At 55.5% G+C, this 15,133-nt stretch carries 16 protein-coding genes; 5 read left to right on the top strand and 11 right to left on the bottom strand.

The features are described 5' to 3' along the window. Positions 1-2 precede the first annotated feature (2 nt). The 6 genes from artJ (IAI47_RS13015) to IAI47_RS12990 form a co-directional block, all read right to left on the bottom strand. On the bottom strand, positions 3-734 hold the full coding sequence (gene artJ, locus IAI47_RS13015) for an arginine ABC transporter substrate-binding protein (RefSeq protein WP_008925829.1): 732 nt from the start codon (positions 732-734) through the stop codon (positions 3-5). A gap of 115 nt (positions 735-849) precedes the next feature. Then, positions 850-1,518, bottom strand: a complete 669-nt coding sequence (gene artM, locus IAI47_RS13010) for an arginine ABC transporter permease ArtM (protein WP_003849291.1) — start codon at positions 1,516-1,518, stop codon at positions 850-852. Further along, positions 1,518-2,234 carry an arginine ABC transporter permease ArtQ gene (gene artQ, locus IAI47_RS13005; protein WP_003849293.1) on the bottom strand — a complete coding sequence of 239 codons (717 nt, stop codon included), beginning with the start codon at positions 2,232-2,234 and terminating at the stop codon, positions 1,518-1,520. The genes artM and artQ overlap by 1 nt, the downstream gene beginning before the upstream one ends. A 6-nt stretch (positions 2,235-2,240) precedes the next feature. After that, positions 2,241-2,972: an arginine ABC transporter substrate-binding protein gene (gene artJ / locus IAI47_RS13000; protein WP_003849295.1), complete on the bottom strand. Its 732-nt coding sequence runs from the start codon at positions 2,970-2,972 to the stop codon at positions 2,241-2,243. Positions 2,973-2,987: 15 nt separating this feature from the next. Further along, positions 2,988-3,716: an arginine ABC transporter ATP-binding protein ArtP gene (artP, locus tag IAI47_RS12995; protein WP_008925830.1), complete on the bottom strand. Its 729-nt coding sequence runs from the start codon at positions 3,714-3,716 to the stop codon at positions 2,988-2,990. A 223-nt stretch (positions 3,717-3,939) separates the two neighbouring features. Continuing rightward, a complete protein-coding gene (locus tag IAI47_RS12990; protein WP_003849298.1) occupies positions 3,940-4,479 on the bottom strand; it encodes a lipoprotein in 540 nt (179 codons plus the stop codon). A gap of 105 nt (positions 4,480-4,584) precedes the next feature. On the opposite strand from IAI47_RS12990, the gene IAI47_RS12985 reads away from it, so the two are divergent. Then, on the top strand, positions 4,585-4,905 hold the full coding sequence (locus IAI47_RS12985) for a heavy metal-binding domain-containing protein (protein WP_008925831.1): 321 nt from the start codon (positions 4,585-4,587) through the stop codon (positions 4,903-4,905). Next, complete coding sequence (locus tag IAI47_RS12980) at positions 4,902-5,726, top strand: N-acetylmuramoyl-L-alanine amidase (protein WP_008925832.1); 825 nt, start codon at positions 4,902-4,904, stop codon at positions 5,724-5,726. The genes IAI47_RS12985 and IAI47_RS12980 overlap by 4 nt, the downstream gene beginning before the upstream one ends. A gap of 4 nt (positions 5,727-5,730) precedes the next feature. Here IAI47_RS12980 and ltaE read toward each other — a convergent pair whose 3' ends face one another. The 3 genes from ltaE to IAI47_RS12965 all read right to left on the bottom strand — a co-directional run bounded on the left by ltaE (position 5,731) and on the right by IAI47_RS12965 (position 9,555). After that, positions 5,731-6,732: a low-specificity L-threonine aldolase gene (gene ltaE, locus IAI47_RS12975; protein ID WP_008925833.1), complete on the bottom strand. Its 1,002-nt coding sequence runs from the start codon at positions 6,730-6,732 to the stop codon at positions 5,731-5,733. 71 nt (positions 6,733-6,803) lie between these two features. Then, complete coding sequence (gene poxB / locus IAI47_RS12970; protein ID WP_003849309.1) at positions 6,804-8,525, bottom strand: ubiquinone-dependent pyruvate dehydrogenase; 1,722 nt, start codon at positions 8,523-8,525, stop codon at positions 6,804-6,806. A gap of 130 nt (positions 8,526-8,655) precedes the next feature. Beyond that, the gene (locus tag IAI47_RS12965; RefSeq protein WP_003849311.1) at positions 8,656-9,555 is read right to left on the bottom strand and encodes a lysine exporter LysO family protein; all 900 of its coding nucleotides are present in this window, start codon (positions 9,553-9,555) and stop codon (positions 8,656-8,658) included. Positions 9,556-9,683: 128 nt separating this feature from the next. Between IAI47_RS12965 and IAI47_RS12960 the strand changes: the two genes are divergently transcribed. Next, positions 9,684-11,321, top strand: coding sequence for an ATP-dependent endonuclease (locus IAI47_RS12960; RefSeq protein ID WP_008925835.1), 1,638 nt, complete (start codon positions 9,684-9,686; stop codon positions 11,319-11,321). A gap of 87 nt (positions 11,322-11,408) precedes the next feature. Here the strand turns inward: IAI47_RS12960 and cspD are convergent, their stop codons facing one another. Further along, the gene (gene cspD, locus IAI47_RS12955; RefSeq protein WP_003849316.1) at positions 11,409-11,633 is read right to left on the bottom strand and encodes a cold shock-like protein CspD; all 225 of its coding nucleotides are present in this window, start codon (positions 11,631-11,633) and stop codon (positions 11,409-11,411) included. Between the two features lie 316 nt (positions 11,634-11,949). Between cspD and clpS the strand changes: the two genes are divergently transcribed. Beyond that, positions 11,950-12,270, top strand: a complete 321-nt coding sequence (gene clpS, locus IAI47_RS12950) for an ATP-dependent Clp protease adapter ClpS (RefSeq protein WP_003849318.1) — start codon at positions 11,950-11,952, stop codon at positions 12,268-12,270. Between the two features lie 52 nt (positions 12,271-12,322). After that, complete coding sequence (gene clpA / locus IAI47_RS12945; RefSeq protein ID WP_008925836.1) at positions 12,323-14,599, top strand: ATP-dependent Clp protease ATP-binding subunit ClpA; 2,277 nt, start codon at positions 12,323-12,325, stop codon at positions 14,597-14,599. Between the two features lie 89 nt (positions 14,600-14,688). Here clpA and infA read toward each other — a convergent pair whose 3' ends face one another. Further along, positions 14,689-14,907, bottom strand: coding sequence for a translation initiation factor IF-1 (gene infA / locus IAI47_RS12940; protein WP_002211347.1), 219 nt, complete (start codon positions 14,905-14,907; stop codon positions 14,689-14,691). Positions 14,908-15,133 lie beyond the last annotated feature (226 nt).

The following is a 15,133-nucleotide window of genomic DNA, read 5'->3' as shown; positions in this document are numbered from 1 at the left end:
AGTTACTCCGGGAACCACTTATGATTAAGCTGCTGCCAGCTGCCGTTGGCTTTCAGTTCGGTCAGCGCCTGATTGAACTGATCGCGCAGCGCGGTATTACCTTTCCGCACCGCAATGCCGAGGCCGGTGCCAAAGTAGTCTGCATCCGTCACATGTTCACCGACCGTAGCGAGATCGGGATTGGTTTTCAGCCACTGATTCACCACCGCGCTGTCGCCAAACACGCCATCCAGTCGGCCATTCTTCATATCCAGAATCGCATTCTGATAGCTGTCATACGCCACTACTTTCACTTCCGGATGCTTATCCTGCAGGAACTTCTGGTGAGTGGTGCCGTTTTCAACGCCGATGCGTTTGTCTTTCAGATCGCTGAAGCTACTGAACTTGCCCTTCTGCGCGATCACAATGGCGGAGTTAGCGTAATAAGGCTGGGTAAAATCGACCTGCTTGCTACGCTCAGCGGTGATATCCATGCCGGAAATGACGGCGTCATAGCGGCGAAACTTCAGTGACGGAATCAGGCTGTCGAAGGCGTTGTTGGTAAAAGTGCACTCTGCTTTCATCTGCTGACACAGCGCTTTGGCCAGATCGATATCAAACCCCACCAGATTATTTTCCCGATCCAGCGTTTCAAACGGTGGATAGGTTGCTGAGGCGGCGAAGCGGATCTTTTCCGCGGCCTGCGCGTTGATCGTAAGCGTTGCCAGCGCAGCGGCAATAATCCATTTTTTCATTTTATGATTCCTGTGATGTGGTCAGCCAGAGAGGGCAATACCCTGCCATAAAATGAATTTTTATGCAATTAGGGTGATTTTTCAGGCGGAAAGGGCGAGAGGCCTCGCCCGGAATTCAGTTACGCCGCTCAAATGCCAGCGCGCGTCTTTCGATCAGTCGCATCATCAGCGTCAGTAAACCGTTAACGCAGAGATAAATCAGACCTGCCGCGGCATAGACTGTGATGTCGTAGGTGCGGCCATAGAGCAACTGGCCGTGGCCCATGACTTCCATCAGAGTGATGGTGTAGGCCAGCGAGGTGCCTTTAAACACCAGCACCACTTCATTGGAGTAAGAGGAGAGGGCGCGTTTAAATGCATAGGGCAGCAGGATGCGCAGGGTGTCTTTGCGACCCATGCCAAGTGCCGCGCACGATTGCCACTGTCCGGAAGGAATCGCCCGGACCGCACCGTAAAACAGTTGCGTGGTGTAAGCCGCGCTGTTCAGCGACAGCGCCAGCATCGCGCACAGCCACGGCTGCGACAGGAGATGCCACAGCCAGGGGATCTGCTGGATCGACGGAAACTGTCCCGGACCGTAGTAGATCAGGAAGATCTGTACCAGCAGCGGCGTGCCGGTAAACAGTGTGATAAAGCCCTTCACCAGCGGATTAAACACCGGCGTTTTCAGCGACAGCACCACGGTGAAGATCAGTGCAAGCAGCAGTGCCACCACCAGCGAGGCCGCCGTCAGCGTCAGGCTGGTGTGCAGCCCTTTCAGAAGTTCAGGCAGATAGGCCAGCATCAGCTGTTCCCCCGTTCAAAGCGGGTCGTGCGCAGTTCAATGCGGCGTAACACCGCCTGGCTGAACAGCGTAATCACCAGGTAGATCGCGGCCGCCACCAGGAACCAGGTAAAGGGCTCCTGCGTTCGGGTAGCAATACTTTTGGTTTGCAGCATCAGATCGTTGACGCTGATCAGCGAGACCAGTGCGGTATCTTTTAGCAGCACCAGCCACTGATTGCCCAGACCGGGCAGGGCGTGACGCCACATCTGGGGCATAATCAGCCGCAGAAATATGGCCGATTTTTTCATGCCCAGCGCCTGTCCCGATTCCCACTGACCAACAGGCACCGCTTTAAGTGCGCCACGCAGCGTCTGTGAGGCGTAGGCGGCATAGAGCATCGCCAGCGCAATCACACCACACAGGAAAGGACTGACATCAAAGTTCTCAATCTGCATCTGAACCGGCAGCGTAAACAGTCCGAAGTTCAGCGTGAAACCATCAGAGAGAGTGAGCAGCAGCTGTGATGCGCCAAAATAGATAAACAGCACCACCAGAATTTCCGGCAGGCCACGGATCAGCGTCACCAGGCCGGTGCCAATCCACGCCAGTGGTCTCAGGCGCAGTGACTCCCAGCCAGCGAAAATCATCGCCAGCACCAGGCCAGCGATGAGAGCACAAACAGCAAGGCCGACGGTCATCCCGGCGGCGCTTGCGAGGGTCATCATTTCATTCATCGGAGATTACTGCTGGAACCATTTGCTGTAGATGGTCTTGTAGGTACCATCCGCTTTGATTTTATCCAGCGCGCCATTGAATTTGGTCTGCAGCTCGGTGTTACCGGTGCGAACCGCAATACCCAGGCCAGTACCAAAGTAGGCTTTATCTGTAACTTTATCGCCGACGGCAGCCAGCGCAGCATTCTGCTTCAGCCACTCGTTAACCACGGCGGTGTCACCAAATACGGCATCAATGCGGCCATTTTTCAGATCCAGCACCGCGTTCTGATAGCTGTCGTAAGGAACGATGGTGATGTCGCTGTGTTTATCCGTCAGGTATTTCTGATGTGTGGTGCCATTCTGGACGCCAACGCGCTTGCCTTTCAACGCTTCAACACTGGCGACTTTACCTTTCTGGGCCACAAACAGTGCCGAGTTGTCGTAGTAAGGCTTGGTGAACAGGACCTGCTTTTCACGATCCGGCGTGATATCCATGCCCGCCATCACCGCATCAAAGCGACGGAATTTCAGGCTTGGGATCAGGCTGTCGAACGCCTGGTTAGTGAAGGTGCAGGTCGCGTCGATCTCTTTACACAGTGCGTTAGCCAGATCAACATCAAAGCCCTGAATCTTGTTATCTGCATCCACATACTCAAAAGGAGGATAAGAGGCTTCGGTCGCAAAACGAATTGTCTGTGCCGCGGTAGCGCTCAGGCTAAAACCGGCAAGCAGTGCAGCAAGTACCATTTTTTTCATTTTTAGCATCCTGACTTAGTGCGAAAGATAGTGAGCAAACGCGTCGGTTTGCGGCTGTGTAAAGCGGCTGGCGTCGCCCTGTTCCACAATGCGACCGTTCTCCATGTAAACAACGCGGCTGGCCGTTTTACGTGCCACTTCCACTTCATGGGTCACAATCACCTGGGTAATGCGGGTCTGCGCCAGTTCGCGAATGATACTGACAATCTGTGCGGTAATTTCAGGGTCCAGCGCGGCCGTTGGCTCATCGAACAGGAGCACCTGCGGTTCCATCATCAGGGCGCGGGCAATCGCCACACGCTGCTGCTGACCACCAGAGAGGTGCAGCGGGAAGCGATCGCTGTAAGGCGTGAGGCGCAGACGATCAAGCAGCTTGTCGGCGCGGGCACGCGCTTCACTTTTGCTGAGGCCCAGCACCCGGCAGGGCGCTTCAATCAGATTCTGCAGCACGGTGAGATGCGGCCAGAGATTATATTGCTGGAACACCATACCGACGTTCTGGCGCAGTTCGCGAATCGCGGCGTCAGAGGGTTTCTGAGTGAAGTCGAACTGATTGCCGGCAATCTGCAACTGACCTGAACGAGGCTGCTCCAGCAGGTTAAGAACCCGCAGCAGCGAACTCTTGCCCGCACCGCTTGGGCCAAGCAGTACCAGGGTTTCGCCTTGCGGACACTCAAGGTTGATGTCGAACAGCGCCTGATGAGCACCGTAGAAGCAGTTTATTGCGTTTAGTTGAATACTCATGCGCCAGATTTGAATAGCTATTAGTGTCGCGGATTTTAACGTCACCAGAATAGTTATGCAAATAAGGTGGGTTAAAATTTGTAAAACAACAGGTAAACAGCAAAAGCTTAGCACAATATCATGCAGTGTCTGGCGCCAGCCCGATGCCGTGGGGCAGGCTGCGGCAATAAAAAAGCGCAGTCACCTGAGGTGGCTGCGCTTTTCATACCGCTAAAATATCAGGTTATTTTTTTGACTTTTCAAGCATCTGGCTCAGGCTTCCACCCTCGGCATGCACAGGGTTCGCCATGTAGCGCACGTCGTCAACGACCCAGCAAGTGCCCTGATGAATCATCAGCACTTCATCCTGCCACTCCTTTCCGTCGCGGCTCAGTTTTACCCGCAGCGGGATGTTGCGTGCATCACGGTTTGGAATAGTAGATGCATCAGCAACGCTGGCGGCTGTCGGGCCCTGTGACAGGCTGGAGAAAAGATCACCGTTCCGCCACTGTGCACCGGCATTGCTGCCGCTGGCCGCCTGCAGGGAGTGGTAAAGCGCATCACTCAGGTAAGGGCGATATTTTGCCAGTGTGTTGCTGTCAGGCAGACCCTGCGTGGGCTGTTCAACACGCAGATCATAAAATTGTTGGGCAACCTGGTCAGGACCGCCTTCAATGCAGGGGGCGGTTCGCGGGCCATTATCCTTAATGACTGGCTCAACGGTGGTACAGGCGCTAAGCAGCAGGGCTGCCGGGATCATTAGCGCAAACGCGTTGTTTCTCATCTCGATTTCCTTATGGTTCTCTGGCAAGGTGCCCTTTTTAGCATAGAGTATAGCTGTGCTTTTTAGTCGAAAGAGCCTTAGCCTGATTTCAACAAGGAGAATGCGATGAAATTTTCAACAACCCCGACGCTGGAAGGCCACAGCATCGGTGAATATTGTGGTGTGGTCACTGGCGAAGCGATTCTTGGCGCGAACATTTTCCGTGATTTTTTTGCGGGCATCCGTGATGTGGTCGGCGGCCGTTCCGGCGCGTATGAGAAAGAGCTGCGTAAAGCACGCGAGATTGCGTTTGAAGAGCTGGAAGAACAGGCAAAAGCGCTGGGTGCCAACGCGGTGGTCGGTATTGATATCGATTACGAAACGGTCGGCAAAGATGGCAGCATGCTGATGGTCAGCGTCAGCGGCACGGCAGTGATCATTCGTTGAAACGCGGGCTGTTGCTGATACTGGCACTGCTGCTGGCGGGCTGCCACTCCGGGATAGAATCCCGTGACGGCTACTGGGCCGATCTGCGGCATCCCGCGCAGGGGGCGCGACCGCGGGTTAAGGTGATTGTCATCCACTATACCGCCGAAGATTTTTCTTCGTCGCTGGCGACCCTCACCGATCGGGAGGTCAGCGTCCATTATCTGATCCCCCGTCAGCCGCCTCAGCGCGCCGGCAAAGGCATTGTCTGGCAGCTGGTGCCGGAGCAGCAACTTGCCTGGCATGCCGGGCCCAGTTTCTGGCGCGGAGCCAGTCGCATCAACGACACCTCGATTGGCATTGAGCTGGTGAACCGGGGATATCGCCGCACCCTGACCGGTCTTGAATGGCAGCCCTTTACCGCCGCGCAGATCATCACGCTGGAGGCCCTGGTGCGTGATATTGCACAGCGCTACGGCATCCCACCGGAAAACATTGTCGGTCACAGCGATATCGCGCCGCAGCGCAAGCAGGATCCGGGTCCACTTTTTCCGTGGCACCAGCTGGCGCAGCGCGGACTGGGCGCATGGCCTGATGCCGGACGGGTGCAGTTTTATTTAGCGGGTCAGGATCCACACGCACAGGTGCCGGTGCAGCCACTCATGGAAAACCTGCAGCGCTTCGGTTATGCGGCGACGGCGGAGATGAGTGCGCGTGAGCAGCAGAAAGTGATTGCCGCGTTTCAGATGCACTTCCGGCCTGCGGATTATCGCGGTCAGCCCGATGCCGAAACCGCCGCGATAGCGGCCGCGCTACTGGAGAAGTATGGCGCGGCGGAATAGCGGATTACTGTTGCAGAAACGCTTTCCAGTGGGCGACAACCTGCTCCAGTGCCGCACGATCAGTATCCAGATGGGTGACCAGCCGGGTACGTGTCCCCACGCTGATTAACACGTCGCGCGCTTTCATCCACTCGCCTAATGGTTTGACCTGAGCTTCCGGCACCGCCACAAACAGCATGTTGGTCTGTTGATCGATAACGCTCACGCCCAGCTCATGCAGCTGCTGTCCCAGCCAGGCAGCATTGTCATGATCCTCCTGGAGTCGCGTCACGTTGTGTTCCAATGCGTAGAGACCTGCCGCCGCGAGAATACCGGCCTGACGCATGCCGCCACCGGTCATTTTACGCCAGCGACGGGCGCGCTCAATCAGGGCTGTATCGCCACATAGCAGTGAACCCACCGGTGTGCCCAGGCCTTTTGAGAGACAGATGGTCAGGGTGTCGCAATAGCGGGCCATCGCAGCCAGCGTGGTTTTTTGCGCCACCACCGCATTGAAAATACGTGCGCCATCAATGTGCAGCGCCAGCTTATGCTCACGGGTAAAAGTCCACGCCTGTTCCAGATACGCCAGCGGCAGGACTTTACCATGATGGGTGTTTTCCAGACTCAGCAGGCGGGTGCGGGCAAAGTGAATATCATCCGGCTTGATGGCAGCCGCCACCACGTCGAGCGGCAGAGTGCCATCGTCGGCGGCCAGCACCGGTTGCGGCTGAATGCTCCCCAGCACCGCCGCGCCACCTGCTTCATACTTGTAGTTATGCGCCTGCTGACCGACGATATATTCATCGCCGCGTTCGCAGTGGCTGAGCAATGCCACCAGATTTGCCTGAGTGCCGCTAGGGAAAAACAGCGCTGCTGCTTTGCCGCTTAATCGTGCGGCTTCTGCTTCCAGCGCATTGACGGTGGGATCGTCACGGTAGACATCATCGCCTGTTTCGGCAGACATCATCGCGTTTAGCATGGCGGCGCTGGGCCGGGTCACGGTATCACTGCGTAAATCGATCACCTTATGCTCCTGGATGTGGCGGAAGAGAAAAAAAAGGCGGGCATCGCGCCCGCCTGGATGGAACCTCTGTTTTACCGTAGCCAGTTGGTTTTCGCCAGTTCTACAACCTCGTCACCACGACCATTCATGATGGCGCGCAGCATGTAGAGACTGAAGCCTTTGGCCTGCTCCATTTTGATCTGCGGCGGCATTGCCAGCTCCTCTTTGGCGGTAATCACATCCACCAGTACCGGGCCATCGTGGGCAAATGCCTGCTCCAGCGCACCATTGAGTTCTGAGGCCTTTTCCACCCGGATACCCCGGATGCCACAGGCCTGGGCGATAGCGGCAAAGTCAGGATTTTCCAGCTCGGTGCCGTCGGTAAGATAGCCGCCCGCTTTCATCTCCATCGCCACAAAGCCCAGCACGCTGTTGTTGAAAATCACCAGTTTCACCGGCATTTTCAGCTGCGCCAGCGAGATAAAATCACCCATCAGCATGCTGAAGCCGCCGTCGCCGCACAGCGCGACAACCTGACGATTGCGATCGATCGACTGCGCACCCAGCGCCTGTGGCATCGCATTCGCCATCGAGCCGTGGTTAAACGAACCCAGCAGGCGACGTCGGCCGTTCATCTTCAGATAGCGCGCCGCCCACACGGTTGGGGTGCCGACATCGCAGGTAAAAATAGCGTCATCGCTGGCGTAGTGACTGATCTGCTGTGCCAGATATTGCGGATGAATTGGCTGTTTGTCGTTGGGCTGCGCCAGTTCGTCGAGACTTTTGCGCGCCTCGCCATAGTGTTTAACCGCACTGTCGAGATGTTTGCGATCGCTTTTGGTCGTCAGTTGCGGTAGCAGCGCCTGCAGCGTGCTTTTCACATCGCCGACATACGCTTCATCGACATGACAATGCGATCCCAGGCTGCCCGGGTTGATGTCAATCTGAATGATCTTCGCGTTTTCCGGATAGAATGCGCGATAGGGGAATTGTGTGCCCAGCAATATCAGCGTCCCGGCATTCATCATGGCGTGGAAGCCGGATGAGAAACCGATCAGACCGGTCATGCCAACATCATAAGGGTTGTCATATTCGATGTGTTCTTTGCCACGCAGCGCATGCACAATTGGCGCTTTAAGCGCTTCTGCCAGCGCCACCACCTCCTGATGCGCACCGGCACAGCCACTGCCGCACAGCAGCGTGATGTCAGAGGCGTCGTTGAGCGTCTGTGCCAGCCGGGTCAGTTCGGCTGGCTGAGGCAGGACCTGCGGCAACTGCGGTGGATACCACTCAGTGCGGGCGCTTTCTGGCGCCAGTTTCAGGGCGATATCACCCGGCAGCACTACAACTGAAACACCGCGATTGAGAATGGCTTTGCGCATCGCAATGCCCAGCACCTGCGGTAACTGCTCAGGATTCGAGACCAGCTCGCAGTAGTGGCTGCATTCGCGGAACAGCTCCTGGGGATGAGTTTCCTGGAAATAACCGCTGCCGATTTCGCTGGAGGGAATGTGTGCCGCAATCGCCAGCACCGGGACGCGGTTACGATGGCAGTCGAACAAGCCGTTGATGAGGTGTAAGTTGCCTGGTCCGCAGGAGCCGGCGCAGACCGCCAGTTCGCCGCTGATGTGCGCTTCCGCACCCGCCGCAAAGGCGGCGACCTCTTCATGGCGTGTCGGCATCCATTCAATAGTGCCCATGCGATTCAGGCTATCGCTCAGGCCGTTAAGGGAATCTCCGGTGACGCCCCAGATGCGTTTTACGCCCGCGCTTTCCAGCGTTTTGGCGACCAGCGCCGCCACGGTTTGTTTCATGATCTTCTCCTTTGTCGGCCCGCCATGAAGAGTGACGTGACCAGAATCGAAAAAAGAAGCGTAGACGACACGGCAGAAAAGCAGGCGTGAAAAAATGCGCTGGCAGAGCTCAGCACATCTCAGACCGAATTCAGGCAGAGAAGAGGGCGATCAGAATCGGGGCCAGCAGGCTCATCACAAAACCGTGCACAATAGCGGCAGGGACAATCTCGTTGCCGCCCGCCCGCTGCAGTACCGGCAGGGTAAAGTCCATTGAGGTGGCACCGCACAGCCCCAGCGCGCTGGAACGATGACGGCCAATCAGCGCGGGGATCAGCATGATTGCGACCAGTTCACGCACCAGATCGTTGAAGAAGGCGGCGCTGCCAATGACCGGGCCAAAAGCTTCGGTCATCAATATGCCAGAGAGAGAGTACCAGCCAAAGCCGCTGGCTAGCGCCAGACCGGTTTTTAGCGGAACACCCAGCAGTAATGCCGCGATCATGCCACCTGCCAGCGCGCTGACCAGCACCACACTGGCAACCAGCAGACCGCGACGGTTCAGGATAATCTGACGCAGAGTCATTCCACTGCCGCGCAGCTGAATCCCCACGAGGAACAGCAGGAAGATCAGCGCATATTCACTGGCCGTCGAGGCGTGGTGCAGCAGTGACCACTGGGTCAGACCTAGCAGAAAACCGATGACAACCACGCCACATAGCTTCAGCGAGTCCAGTGCCATATGCAGCCGCGAGGGAAGCTTCTCCTGCCGGTGCGCATGCTGCCACGGTGCATATTTCTCCAGCCCGCGCAACGCCAGTACATTGCACAGCAGAATGCAGAACGCCGCCACCAGAGCCGTATGAAAAACGGCCAGCAGATTGCTGCTCAGGTTGTCGAGAAAGGCCAGGCTGATGCCCATAAAGAACAGAATGACGTAAACCATCCAGCCCAGCAGTTGATTTACCCGACGCAGGGTGGCGGTTTTACGGAAGGGTAACAGCCAGCCTGCGATAAGCGGCAGCAGAATAATCAGAAGTCCGGAGTACATATCATTGCCATCCCTGGGAGAAGAGGTCACACGCTAGCGAAAAAGCGTAACGGAGTAAACCCTGATAAAGCGGCTTGACCGGCGCGCGGGCGGCAACCATGCTGTCTATAAACTGAGGATGGACGCCTATGATTCTGGAACATATCGACATTCGCGGCTTCCGCGGTATCAATAAGCTCTCACTGCCTTTAACGCACACCACTCTGCTGATTGGTGAGAATGCCTGGGGTAAATCCAGCCTGCTGGATGTCATGAGCCTGCTGCTCTCTCCTCATGAGCCGGCCTATGTTTTTACTGAGGCGGATTTCCATTTTACACCGGGTGACGTGACTGATCCGATGCGTCGTATTTCGGTGGTTTTCCACTTTCGGGATGACGGAAGCGATCCGGATGCGGTGCTCTCGACTTTCTGGCAGCGTGATGCGCAGGGCCAGCGTCGGCTTTATTACAGCGTCAGCGCTACCTGGCGTGACGACGGCATCGACACCCGTCGCCGTTTCGTTGACGTGAATACCCAGCTGTTGCCTGAGCAGAACTGTGCGGACGCAATCGACCTGTTGCTGACGCGTTATCCGGTATTGCGGTTGCGCGACGCGCGTTTCAGCAAGCGAACGCGGAACCGTGCGCCCGTGACCGGTCCCCATCCTGAGCTGCTGGCGGGCATGGAGACGCTGGCGCGCGATCTGGAGCAACATCCTCAGCAACTCAGCGATGAGGTGCTGAGACAGGGCCTCAAGACGATGCAGCAATTGATGCAGCACTATTTTCTGGTGCAACCGCCTGGCGCAGGCAGTGAGGCCCGGTCACGGGATCCGCAGATGCGCGATGGGGTGCAGGGATGGCGGGCGCTGGATCATCTGAATCAGCTGATTGCCGGAACTGACTCCCGCAGCCGTCAGCTGATTTTGCTGCAGATGTTTACCCTGTTGATCGAAGCACGAGGCGACGTTCCGCTAGCTGCCGGTGCGCGGCCGCTGCTGCTGATTGAAGATCCGGAAACCCGCCTGCATCCGATTATGCTGTCCGTGGCCTGGAACCTGCTGAAGCTGCTGCCGCTACAGAAAATCGTCACGACCAATTCAGCTGAACTGCTGTCGCAGGTGCCGGTAGAAAACGTCTGCCGTCTGGTGCGTCAGTCCTCACGCGTAGCAGCCTGGCGCATCGGTCCGGAAGGTCTGAGTGCCGAAGAGAGTCGGCGTATCGGCTTTCATATTCGCGTCAATCGACCGGCGGCCCTGTTTGCCCGTTGCTGGCTGCTGGTCGAAGGTGAAACCGAGGTCTGGATTATGAATGAGCTGGCGCAGCAGTGTGGTTACAACTTCGCGGCGGAAGGGGTGAAAGTGATTGAGTTTGCGCAATCGGGCCTGAAGCCGCTGCTGAAATTTGCCCGACGCATGGGGATCGCCTGGCACGTGCTGACAGATGGCGATCAGGCGGGTAATAAATATGCCAGCACGGCGCGCACGCAGTTACAGCCGGGTGATCCTGAGCCGCGTTTTCTGACGCAGTTACCCGCGCTGGATATGGAAAACTTTCTCTATCACCAGGGGTTTCAGGATGTTTATCATCAAATGGCGCACCTGCCGTTAAACGCGCCGATGAGTTCCAGGCGTATTATTACCAAAGCGATTCACCAGAGCTCCAAGCCGGAACTGGCGATCGCAGTGGCGACATCGGCGGCGGAACGCGGGCCGGAAGCCATCCCGCCGTTAATGCGGCAGATGTTTGCCCGGGTGATTGGGCTGGCGCAGGGTCAGGCGGACTAAGCCTGTCAAACATGGCCTGTCAAAAATGAAAAATGCCAGCGGCACTGGCTGGCATTTTTAGGGCTCTGTACAGAGGTGGGTTCAGTATCAGGCCACGGCCTGTACCTCAACAACCGGCACGATGAGGCTGGCGTGATTGCCTTTCGGACCTTCATGCACATCGAACTGAACCTGCTGGCCTGCCTTTAGCGTTCGGTAGCCTTCCATCTGAATGGTGGAGTAGTGCGCAAAAATATCTTCGCCACCACCAACCGGACAGATAAAGCCAAAGCCTTTGGAATTATTGAACCATTTAACGGTGCCCGTCTCCATGCTTTTACTTCCCTCGCAAGACATTTTATAAGTAGGTGAGGTCTTTGAAGCTGTGAGTCGGATTTGATTAAAACTCAATCAGCCTGTGCAGGTAGAATGTAGAGAAAGCGCCGCTGGCGTCAAGCAAACCACCGGGCCGGATGGGGAAAAAATCATCAAAATTTGAGGCAGTTAACGCTATTGCAAATTTTGTGATGCAGGTCGCGCAAGGTTATTTCTGAATAAATTTTCAGCAGCGGCCCGCAGCTTGACAGGCATGTTAAACTCTCAACATGTAGCCACTTAAAGGCTAAAAGCAAAATCTCAACGGAACACTATGGCAAACACAAACGACTGGCTTAACTTTGAACATCTGGCCGAAGACAAAGTACGTGAAGGGTTAAAGCCGCCTTCTATGTATAAAGTCATTCTGAATAATGACGATTATACACCTATGGAATTTGTTATTGACGTCGTGCAAAAGTTCTTTTCTTATGATGTTGAACGTGCAACGCAGCTGATGTTGAAAGTTCACTATCACGGCAAGGCGATCTGTGGTGTATTTACTGCAGAAGTCGCCGAAACAAAAGCGGCCCAGGTGAACAATTATGCGCGGGAAAACCATCATCCGTTGCTGTGTACGCTGGAAAAAGCCTGAGCCCGTCTCCATATAGGAAACAGGTAAGGGCGATAATTGGGGGAGGTGCCTAATGCTCAATCAAGAACTGGAACTCAGTTTAAATATGGCTTTCGCCAGAGCGCGTGAGCACCGTCATGAGTTTATGACCGTCGAGCATCTGTTACTGGCATTGCTCAGTAACCCGTCGGCCAGAGAGGCACTGGAAGCCTGTACGGTGGACATGGTGGCTCTGCGGCAGGAACTCGAAGCCTTCATCGAACAAACCACACCGGTGCTGCCTGCCAGTGAGGAGGAGCGTGATACTCAACCAACGCTCAGCTTCCAGCGCGTTCTGCAGCGCGCGGTTTTCCATGTCCAGTCATCCGGTCGCAGTGAAGTCACCGGGGCGAATGTGCTGGTCGCCATCTTCAGCGAGCAGGAGTCGCAAGCGGCCTATCTGTTACGCAAACATGAAGTCAGCCGCCTTGATGTGGTGAATTTCATCTCTCACGGTACGCGCAAAGACGAACCGGGCCAGGCGCCAGGCGCTGAAAACCCGGTTAACGAAGAGCAAGCAGGCGGGGAGGATCGTATGGAAAACTTCACCACCAATCTTAATCAGCTTGCTCGCGTCGGTGGGATTGATCCACTGATTGGTCGCGACAGAGAGCTGGAACGTACTATTCAGGTGCTGTGCCGTCGCCGTAAAAACAACCCGCTGCTGGTGGGGGAATCCGGTGTCGGTAAAACGGCTATCGCAGAAGGTCTCGCCTGGCGTATCGAGCAGGGCGATGTACCGGAAGTGATGAAAGATTGCACTATCTACTCGCTGGATATTGGTTCACTGCTGGCAGGCACCAAATATCGTGGTGACTTTGAGAAACGCTTCAAAGCGCTACTGAAACAGCTGGAGCAGGACGAACACAGCATTCTGTTTATTGATGAGATCCATACCATCATTGGTGCGGGTGCGGCATCAGGTGGCCAGGTAGACGCAGCGAACCTGATTAAACCGTTACTTTCTGGCGGTAAGATTCGGGTAATGGGGTCTACCACGTATCAGGAATTCAGCAACATCTTCGAAAAAGATCGTGCTCTGGCGCGTCGTTTCCAGAAGATCGATATCACTGAGCCTTCTGTTGAAGAAACCGTGCAGATCCTGAGCGGCCTGAAGACCAAGTATGAAGCCCACCATGATGTGCGGTATACCGCGAAAGCGGTGCGTGCAGCGGTGGAACTGGCAGTGAAATATATCAACGACCGTCATCTGCCTGACAAGGCGATTGACGTGATTGATGAAGCGGGTGCGCGTGCGCGCCTGATGCCTGCCAGCAAACGTAAGAAAACCATCAATGTTTCTGACATTGAAACTGTGGTGGCCCGCATTGCCCGTATTCCTGAACAAAGTGTGTCAGCAACCGATCGCGATACACTGAGAAATCTGGGCGAACGGCTCAAGATGCTGGTGTTTGGACAGGACAAAGCCATTGAGGTGCTGACGGAAGCGATCAAAATGAGCCGCGCCGGTCTGGGTCAGGATCGCAAGCCAGTTGGTTCCTTCCTGTTTGCCGGGCCAACCGGTGTGGGTAAAACGGAAGTGACTGTGCAGCTGGCGAAAGCGCTGGGTATTGAGCTGCTGCGTTTTGATATGTCCGAGTACATGGAGCGTCACACCGTCAGTCGTCTGATTGGTGCACCTCCGGGCTACGTCGGTTTTGATCAGGGCGGTCTTCTGACGGATGCGGTGATCAAGCATCCACATGCGGTGGTGTTACTGGATGAGATCGAGAAAGCGCACCCGGATGTCTTCAACCTGCTGCTGCAGGTGATGGATAACGGCATGCTGACAGATAACAACGGTCGCAAAGCGGACTTCCGCAACGTGGTGCTGGTGATGACCACCAACGCCGGTGTGCGTGAGACGGAACGTAAGTCGATTGGCCTGATTCATCAGGACAACAGCACCGATGCGATGGAAGAGATCAAAAAGATCTTTACGCCAGAGTTCCGTAACCGTCTCGACAACATCATCTGGTTCAGTCACCTGTCACCAGAGGTGATCCATCAGGTGGTCGACAAATTTATTGTCGAGTTGCAGGCGCAGCTGGATGCGAAAGGTGTGTCGCTGGAAGTCAGTGATGAAGCGCGCGACTGGCTGGCTGAGAAGGGCTATGACAAAGCGATGGGCGCACGTCCGATGGCGCGCACCGTGCAGGACAGCCTGAAGAAACCGTTAGCCAATGAACTGCTGTTTGGTTCGCTGGTGGATGGTGGCTCAGTATCTGTTGCGCTGGATCGTGAGAAAGGTGAACTGACCTATCACTTCCTGAGTGCTGAGAAACGCAAAACCGAAGGCACTGTGCACTAATCACTTGCTGCAGATGTGAAAAAGGCCGGATATGAATATCCGGCCTTTTTTTATCGCTTCAACATGCAGAGCGATGAAGTTACTGCAAATTAGCGACTACGGAAGACAATGCGGCCTTTGCTCAGGTCGTACGGGGTCAACTCAACGGTCACTTTGTCACCCGTCAGGATGCGGATGTAGTTTTTGCGCATTTTACCGGAGATGTGAGCAGTGACCACGTGTCCGTTCTCAAGTTCTACGCGGAACATGGTGTTAGGTAACGTATCCAGTACGGTACCTTGCATTTCAATATTGTCTTCTTTGGCCATCGAATCCTCTGGGTGTACTACCTTTCAGTTGAACCGGCAAGATAATGCCCAATTCAACGATTTATGTAAAGAACCGTCGGCGATTTTGCCAACGCTTTGCCGGGGTGCACGTCAGTTACGTGCATCCGGTAAAATTAGGGTGTTTATGGTGGCGTCTGCAGGGGATTAGCGGGCTAAGAATCTGTATCAACCGGTAACACGCGCACGATTGAAAACAGTTCCGAGA

The organism is Pantoea sp. MT58 (genome assembly GCF_014495885.1).
GTDB lineage: Bacteria > Pseudomonadota > Gammaproteobacteria > Enterobacterales > Enterobacteriaceae > Pantoea > Pantoea eucalypti.
Note: the sequence above shows the minus strand (reverse complement) of the source record. Positions and strands in the feature narration are given on the sequence as shown.

Excerpts from the sequence above, each read along its gene's own strand:
- IAI47_RS12990 (WP_003849298.1), bottom strand. The coding sequence starts at position 4,479 with ATGAGAAACAACGCGTTTGCGCTAATGATCCCGGCAGCCCTGCTGCTT.
- clpA (WP_008925836.1), top strand. The coding sequence starts at position 12,323 with ATGCTCAATCAAGAACTGGAACTCAGTTTAAATATGGCTTTCGCCAGA.
- artJ (WP_003849295.1), bottom strand. The coding sequence starts at position 2,972 with ATGAAAAAAATGGTACTTGCTGCACTGCTTGCCGGTTTTAGCCTGAGC.
- IAI47_RS12985 (WP_008925831.1), top strand. The coding sequence starts at position 4,585 with ATGAAATTTTCAACAACCCCGACGCTGGAAGGCCACAGCATCGGTGAA.
- artP (WP_008925830.1), bottom strand. The coding sequence starts at position 3,716 with ATGAGTATTCAACTAAACGCAATAAACTGCTTCTACGGTGCTCATCAG.
- IAI47_RS12960 (WP_008925835.1), top strand. The coding sequence starts at position 9,684 with ATGATTCTGGAACATATCGACATTCGCGGCTTCCGCGGTATCAATAAG.
- infA (WP_002211347.1), bottom strand. The coding sequence starts at position 14,907 with ATGGCCAAAGAAGACAATATTGAAATGCAAGGTACCGTACTGGATACG.
- cspD (WP_003849316.1), bottom strand. The coding sequence starts at position 11,633 with ATGGAGACGGGCACCGTTAAATGGTTCAATAATTCCAAAGGCTTTGGC.
- poxB (WP_003849309.1), bottom strand. The coding sequence starts at position 8,525 with ATGAAACAAACCGTGGCGGCGCTGGTCGCCAAAACGCTGGAAAGCGCG.
- artQ (WP_003849293.1), bottom strand. The coding sequence starts at position 2,234 with ATGAATGAAATGATGACCCTCGCAAGCGCCGCCGGGATGACCGTCGGC.
- IAI47_RS12965 (WP_003849311.1), bottom strand. The coding sequence starts at position 9,555 with ATGTACTCCGGACTTCTGATTATTCTGCTGCCGCTTATCGCAGGCTGG.
- artJ (WP_008925829.1), bottom strand. The coding sequence starts at position 734 with ATGAAAAAATGGATTATTGCCGCTGCGCTGGCAACGCTTACGATCAAC.
- clpS (WP_003849318.1), top strand. The coding sequence starts at position 11,950 with ATGGCAAACACAAACGACTGGCTTAACTTTGAACATCTGGCCGAAGAC.
- artM (WP_003849291.1), bottom strand. The coding sequence starts at position 1,518 with ATGCTGGCCTATCTGCCTGAACTTCTGAAAGGGCTGCACACCAGCCTG.